This window comes from Micromonospora sp. NPDC002389 (assembly GCF_040296095.1).
Classification (GTDB): domain Bacteria; phylum Actinomycetota; class Actinomycetes; order Mycobacteriales; family Micromonosporaceae; genus Micromonospora.
In genome coordinates, this window is the sequence record NZ_JBEOWP010000001.1 from 23,501 (window position 1) to 29,500 (window position 6,000).

At 72.8% G+C, this 6,000-nt stretch carries 8 protein-coding genes; 5 read left to right on the top strand and 3 right to left on the bottom strand.

All coding sequences use genetic code 11. The features are described from left to right. Positions 1 to 290: 290 nt before the first annotated feature. Positions 291 to 1,241 carry an N-acetylmuramic acid 6-phosphate etherase gene (locus ABT008_RS00130; RefSeq protein ID WP_350692325.1) on the bottom strand — a complete coding sequence of 317 codons (951 nt, stop codon included), beginning with the start codon at positions 1,239 to 1,241 and terminating at the stop codon, positions 291 to 293. Continuing rightward, positions 1,238 to 2,152, bottom strand: coding sequence for a MurR/RpiR family transcriptional regulator (locus ABT008_RS00135; protein WP_350692327.1), 915 nt, complete (start codon positions 2,150 to 2,152; stop codon positions 1,238 to 1,240). The genes ABT008_RS00130 and ABT008_RS00135 overlap by 4 nt, the downstream gene beginning before the upstream one ends. A 188-nt stretch (positions 2,153 to 2,340) precedes the next feature. On the opposite strand from ABT008_RS00135, the gene ABT008_RS00140 reads away from it, so the two are divergent. Then, positions 2,341 to 3,036, top strand: coding sequence for an SDR family NAD(P)-dependent oxidoreductase (locus ABT008_RS00140; RefSeq protein WP_350692329.1), 696 nt, complete (start codon positions 2,341 to 2,343; stop codon positions 3,034 to 3,036). Here ABT008_RS00140 and ABT008_RS00145 read toward each other — a convergent pair. After that, positions 3,021 to 3,818: a dTMP kinase gene (locus ABT008_RS00145; protein WP_350692331.1), complete on the bottom strand. Its 798-nt coding sequence runs from the start codon at positions 3,816 to 3,818 to the stop codon at positions 3,021 to 3,023. The genes ABT008_RS00140 and ABT008_RS00145 overlap by 16 nt on opposite strands. A gap of 121 nt (positions 3,819 to 3,939) precedes the next feature. On the opposite strand from ABT008_RS00145, the gene ABT008_RS00150 reads away from it, so the two are divergent. Genes ABT008_RS00150 through ABT008_RS00165 form a run of 4 tightly spaced genes read left to right on the top strand, consistent with a single transcriptional unit; the run spans position 3,940 to position 5,758 of the window. Beyond that, positions 3,940 to 4,566, top strand: coding sequence for a nucleotidyltransferase (locus tag ABT008_RS00150; RefSeq protein ID WP_350693135.1), 627 nt, complete (start codon positions 3,940 to 3,942; stop codon positions 4,564 to 4,566). Next, the gene (locus ABT008_RS00155) at positions 4,563 to 4,838 is read left to right on the top strand and encodes a hypothetical protein (RefSeq protein ID WP_350692333.1); all 276 of its coding nucleotides are present in this window, start codon (positions 4,563 to 4,565) and stop codon (positions 4,836 to 4,838) included. Before ABT008_RS00150 ends, ABT008_RS00155 begins: the two co-directional genes overlap by 4 nt. A gap of 9 nt (positions 4,839 to 4,847) precedes the next feature. Next, positions 4,848 to 5,624 (top strand): metallophosphoesterase family protein, encoded by a 777-nt coding sequence (locus ABT008_RS00160; protein ID WP_350692334.1) that lies wholly within the window; start codon positions 4,848 to 4,850, stop codon positions 5,622 to 5,624. Beyond that, the gene (locus ABT008_RS00165; protein ID WP_165521906.1) at positions 5,615 to 5,758 is read left to right on the top strand and encodes a GPGG-motif small membrane protein; all 144 of its coding nucleotides are present in this window, start codon (positions 5,615 to 5,617) and stop codon (positions 5,756 to 5,758) included. Before ABT008_RS00160 ends, ABT008_RS00165 begins: the two co-directional genes overlap by 10 nt. Positions 5,759 to 6,000 lie beyond the last annotated feature (242 nt).

Below are 6,000 nucleotides of genomic sequence, written 5' to 3' on the forward strand. Positions count from 1 at the left end.
AGAGCACGGTCTACGTTTGCTGTCAGCACCCTGCCTGACTGGGGTCGGCAGGCACCTCGTGAGGTCGACGGATCGACGGATCGCCGTCCGTCCCGGTCCATGGCAACACTGCCCGGCCGACCGACACAGCGACCCGGGTCACCACCGTGCTGCGATCCTGGTCACTGCCTGATACGCGTACGCGGACCGGTCGGTTCATCCACGCCGGTGGTATTACCCCACGGCCAGTTGAACAATCCGTACCCCGGTTCTATGCCCGGCCCGTACGGCGCCCGTGACGCCTGTCGGATTCAGGACGCGAGGAGCGCGAGCGCGCCGCGTACCTGGTCGGCGGAGCGGGCCAGGGCCGCCCGCGCGGCGGTCACCTCCACCCCGGAGACGAGGCTGACCAGTGCGGTCTTCAGATCACCGTCCGCCTCGTCGAGGGCCTGACGGGCCCGGTCCTCGCCACAACCGGTCGCCTCGACCAGGATCGAGAGCATCCGTCCCCGGAGCTTCGCGTTGGTCGCCACCATGTCGATCATCAGGTTCGAGTAGACCCGACCCAGGCGCACCATGACCGCGGTGGAGAAGCTGTTCAGCACGATCTTCTGGGCCGTGCCCGCCTTCATCCGGGTCGACCCGGCGACCACCTCCGGCCCGGTGTCCAGGCCGATGAAGACGTCCACGGACCGGGCGGCCGGAGCGTCCGGGTTCGCGCAGAGCAGCACCGTCGAGGCGCCCTCGGCCCGGGACGCGGCGAGCGCCCCGAGGACGTACGGGGTGCGACCGCTGGCGGTGAGGCCGATCACCACGTCACCGCGACGCACGCAGTCGGTCACCTCGGTCACCCCTCGGGTGTCGTCGTCCTCGGCGTCCTCCACCGCCCGCCACACGGCGTCCGGACCGCCGGCCAGGTGGGCGCAGAACCAGTGGCGGGGCGAGTTGAAGGTGGGAGCCAGCTCGGCGGCGTCCAGCACGCCCAGCCGCCCCGAGGTACCGGCCCCGAAGTAGTGCACCCGGCCGCCGCTCCGCAGCGCCGTGACGGCGAGGTCGACACTCTCGGCGATCCGGTCGCCGACGGCGGCCACCGCGGCCGGTACCCGCCGGTCGGCCTCGTTGATCACGGCGAGCACGTCCCGGGTGGACATCAGATCCAGGTCGGCGCTGAGCGGGTTGCGCCGCTCGGTCGGCGCGCCGACCCGGACCGTCGGGCGGACGGCGGCCGGGGCCGCGTCGGGCTCCACCGCACCGGCGGTCATGCCCGCCTCCGGGCGGACCCGACCCGGTGGGACCGGACCGCCTCGGCGGTCGCCTCCAGCGCCTTGCGGGCCCGGGGGCGGTTGCGCGCGGCCACCCCGACGAAGAGACAGTCGACCACGGTGAGCTGGGCGAGCCGGCTCGCGGTGGCGCCGGAACGGTAGGTCGTCTCCCGGGCCGCGGTGGTCAGGACGTGATCGGCGACCTCGGTGACCGGCGAGCGGGGGAAGTTGGTCAGCACCACCGTGGTGGCGCCCCGGGACCGCGCCTGCTCCAGCACCTCCACCACGTCCGAGGTGGTGCCGGTGTGCGAGATGCCGACCGCCACGTCACCCCGGCCGAGCAGGGCCGCTGACGTCAGCGCGGTGTGCACGTCCGGGAAGTAGAACGCGGTGCGGCCGATGCGGTGCAGCTTCTGCTGGAAGTCCGAGGCCACGAACCCGCTGGCCCCGGCACCGTAGATGTCGATCCGGCCGGCGCCGACGATGGCGTCCACCACCCGCTCGCAGACCGCCGGGTCGAGCTGCTCGGCGGTCTCCTCCACGGCGCGGGCGTCGTTGAACGCGATGGTCGCGATGATCTGGGCGAAGTCGGCCCCGGGCGGGATGTCGCCGCCCACCACCCGCGCGTCCGGGGGCTCGATCCGCCGGGCCGCCTCGGCGGCGAGCCGGATCCGCAGTTGCGGGTAACCCTCCATGCCGACCGACCGGCAGAACCGGATGACCGTGGCCTCCGATGTCTCGGCGGCAGTGGCGAGGTCGGTGATGGTCCGCCGGGCCGCGTCGGCGGGGTCCGCGACCACCAGGCGGGCGACCCGCTGCTCGGCCGGTGACAGCGACGGGAGCAGGCCGCTGATGTGGACGATCAGTCCACCCGGCTCGTGGCTCGCGGAAATCTTCGGACTCTTCCCCACGGATGAAACTTACTTTCACAAGCCGTGAGCGTCAACCACGCCGCGCCCACCGACGGACCACACCGCCCGGGCGTACGCCCACAGCCTGCCACCCGTCCGACGGGGGCCGCCTCCCCCGGCGGGCCGGGTCCCACCGGTCGGCCGGGGTCGCTCGGGGGCCGACCGGACGGCGGCACTAGCGTGGGGCCATGACGCGACGCAGTGTGCTGGTCACCGGGGGCACGGGCGGGCTGGGCAGGGCGGTGACCGCCGTGTTCGTCGAGGCGGGCTGGCGGGTGGTGGCGCCACAACGCGAACAGCCGTCGCCGGAGAGCGAACCCGACGGCGACGCACCGGTACGGCCGGTCGCGGACCTCACCGACCCGCAGGACGTCGCCCGCGCGGTCGAGGTGGCCGCCGGTGACCCCGAGGCGCCGCTACGCGCCCTGGTCAACCTGGTCGGCGGGTACGCCAGTGGGGGCCTGGTGCACGAGACGCCGGTCGAGGAGTTCGACCGGATGCTCACCCTCAACCTCCGCCCGACCCACCTGGTCACCCGGGCGGCCCTGCCGCACCTGGTCGCGGCCGGCGGCGGCGCGGTGGTCTGCGTGGCGGCCCGGGCGGCCCTCGCGCCGTTCCCGGGCGTGTCCGGCTACGTGACCGCGAAGGCCGCCGTGCTCGGCTTCGCCTCGGCCGTCGCGGTGGAGTACCGGGCCTCGGGCGTGCGCTGCAACACCGTGCTGCCCAGCGTCATCGACACGCCCACCAACCGGAGGGCGATGCCCGACGCCGACCACGCCCGCTGGGTGGACCCGGCCGAGATCGCCTCGGTGATCCGCTTCCTGGCCTCCGACGAGTCCGCGCCGACCAGCGGCGCCGCCGTACCGGTCTACGGCCGGGCCTGAATCGTCGGCGGCCGGATCGACCACGGCCGGACCTGAACGGGGGCCGCCCCGGCCGCCCACGGCAGGGCCTGGATCGGCACCAGCGCGGTCACCGGCCCGGGCAGCCACGGCCGGTACCGCTGCGGACCCGGCTCGTCCGGCTCGTCGTCGGCCGGAAGCCACGCGGCGAGATGGTCGCGGATGTCCCGGGCCACCTGGTCCGCCGGACGGTCCCCGTCGACCGGCACGAAGCTCGGTGACTCCGGCAGCGTGCGGTACGCCAGGTCCGCGGCGGTCAGGTAGGTCAGGCTCTCCTCGTCGGTGCCGCGCCGCTCGATCCGCCGGTACGCCTCGTCCGGCGGTACCGTCAGCAGGAACGTCACCTGCGGCTGCGGGAAGACCCGGTACGCGACTCGGACCAGCCGCTCCCAGCGTCGACCACCGTGTGCCCGGAGGCTGGCGTACTGGCAGACGGCGTAGCGGTCCATCACCGCCACCCGGCCGGTGCACAGGCTGCCGAGCAGGGCCATGGCGATGGCGAGCCAGCGCAGCACGGACTCCAGCAGCAGCATCGCGTCGCGCCCGAGCAGACCCTGCGCGTCCGGCCGACCGAGCCGGTGCGCGGCCCGCCCCAGCCAGCGACGCCCACCGGCGTTGCGGTGGTATGTGGCCGGGTGGCCGGCGGCGGTGAGCGCCTCGGCGAGCCGGTGCGCCTGAGTGGTCTTGCCCGAGCCGTCCACGCCGATCAGGGCCACGGTGCGCAGTCGGGCCGTGCCGCACCGGGTACCCGTCGATCTGGCCACTCTCGACAGGATATCCGACCCCCGCACGGCCGCCGGGTGGTTCCTCCCGCTATCCGCCTGATCGACCCCTTCCACGCGCCACGCAGGTGTGGGCGACCGGATTGCCGGGTACCGATCCGGCATCCCACCGGTAGCACCGAACGATCTCGACGGGAGAGGCGACATGGCCGAGCGCGACGACGAGACTCTCCTGCACACACTGAAGAAGGTCGCCGCCGTGCTCAAGCAGTCGGACATCCCGTTCGCGCTCGGCGGCAGCTTCGCCGTGTACGCGCACGGCGGCCACTCCAGCGAGCACGACGTCGACTTCCTGATCCGTGAGCCGGACGTCGAAGCCGCCCTGGAGGCGCTGGTGGCGGCCGGGTTCACCGCCGAGCGGCCCCCGGAGGACTGGCTGGTCAAGGTCTTCGACGGCGGACGGATGGTGGACCTGATCCACCGCCCGATCGAGACGCCGGTGACCGAGGAGACCTTCGGCGACACGGTCGTGCGGCCGGTCGACGCCATCCACATGCCGGTGCTGTCCGCCACCCAGTTGATGGTGCACAAACTGCTCAGTTTCTCCCAGCACTACTGCGACTTCGCGCGAGGGCTGCCGCTGGCCCGGTCGTTGCGGGAGCAGATCGACTGGGAACGGGTACGCAAGGAGACGCAGCACTCGCCGTACGCGGAGGCGTTCCTGGTGCTGCTGGACAGGCTGGACGTCGTGCCCGACGGTGGCACGGCCGACGGGAGGGGAACACCGTGACCACGTACCGCGACCCCGGTGCCGGGCCGCCGGACGAGTACGTCGAGGCGGAGATCCACCGGCTGCTCGCCGAGGATCCGTCCGTCGCCGAGCAGGGCATCTCCGTGGTCCGGACGGAGCGCGGTCTGGTGCTCATGGGCGAGGTGGAGAGCGCCCACCGGCGGGAGGAGATCCTGCGCCGGGTGGCCGAGCGCTTTCCCGAGGAACCGGTCACCAGCGACATCGGGGTGATCCGCGCGCAGGCGCCCACAGAGATCGAGCAGCTGCCCTGAGGAGGCGCGATGGCTATCCGGATCGCCGCGGTGGGCGACGTACACGTGGACGAGGACGTGGTCGGCCGTTTCCGGCCGGCCCTGGAGGAACTGCCGGACAAGGCCGACGCGCTGCTGCTCGCCGGTGACCTGACCCGGCACGGCACCGAGGCGGAGGCCCGGTGCGTGGCGCGGGAGTTCGGCGGACTGGGCGTACCGGTGATCGCCGTGCTCGGCAACCACGACCACCAGTGCGACCAGGTGCCGCAGGTGGTCGGCGCGTTGCAGGAGGCGGGGATCATCGTGCTGGAGGGCGACGGCGTGGTGCTCGACTGCGACGGCGGCCGGCTCGGCGTCGCCGGGGTCAAGGGCTTCGGCGGCGGGTTCGCCGGCCGGTGCGCCAGTGACTTCGGTGAGCCGGAGATGAAGGCGTTCGTCCGCACCACGACCGAGAGCGCAGACCGGCTGGCCGCCGCGCTGGGCTCACTGGACTGCGACACGCTGGTGGCGCTGACCCACTACTCGCCGGTGCCGGACACCCTGGCCGGGGAACCGCTGGAGATCTATCCGTTCCTGGGCTGCTACCAGCTCGGGCAGGCGGTCGACTCGGCGCCCACCGCGCTGGCCCTGCACGGGCACGCGCACCACGGCTCCGAGCGCGGCACCACGCCCGGCGGGGTACGCGTACGCAACGTCGCGCACCCGGTGATCAAGCAGGCGTACAGCGTCTTCCACTTGGGTGAGGACCTTGATCAGCCACAGGTTTCCGGCGTCGGAGTGGGGGGTATTCAGCAAACATGGAGCTGATTCTCTGGATTCTCGCAGTCGTACTGGTGGTCTCCGGCATCCTCGCGCTGTTCCGCCGGCAGATCCTGTGGGGCATCGTCCTCATCGTCGTTGGGCTTCTGGTCGGCCCGGGTGGTGTGAGCATCTTCAATTGACGTGGCGGCGCAACGCGTCGCCTGTCCCGGACCCGCCGGGGTCGTCGTGACCGGAACTCCGTCCTCCCGACAGGAGCCACCGGCCACGGCGACCCCGGCGTACTTGTGTCCCGGCGTTCATGTGTCCCGGCCGCGTCGCGCGCCGCTCCGCCGGCAGGTCTTTCCTGGTCCAGGCCGCATCGCACGCCACTCGGCCGGCAGGTCTTTCCGGTCCGGACCGCATCGCACACCACTCCGACCCC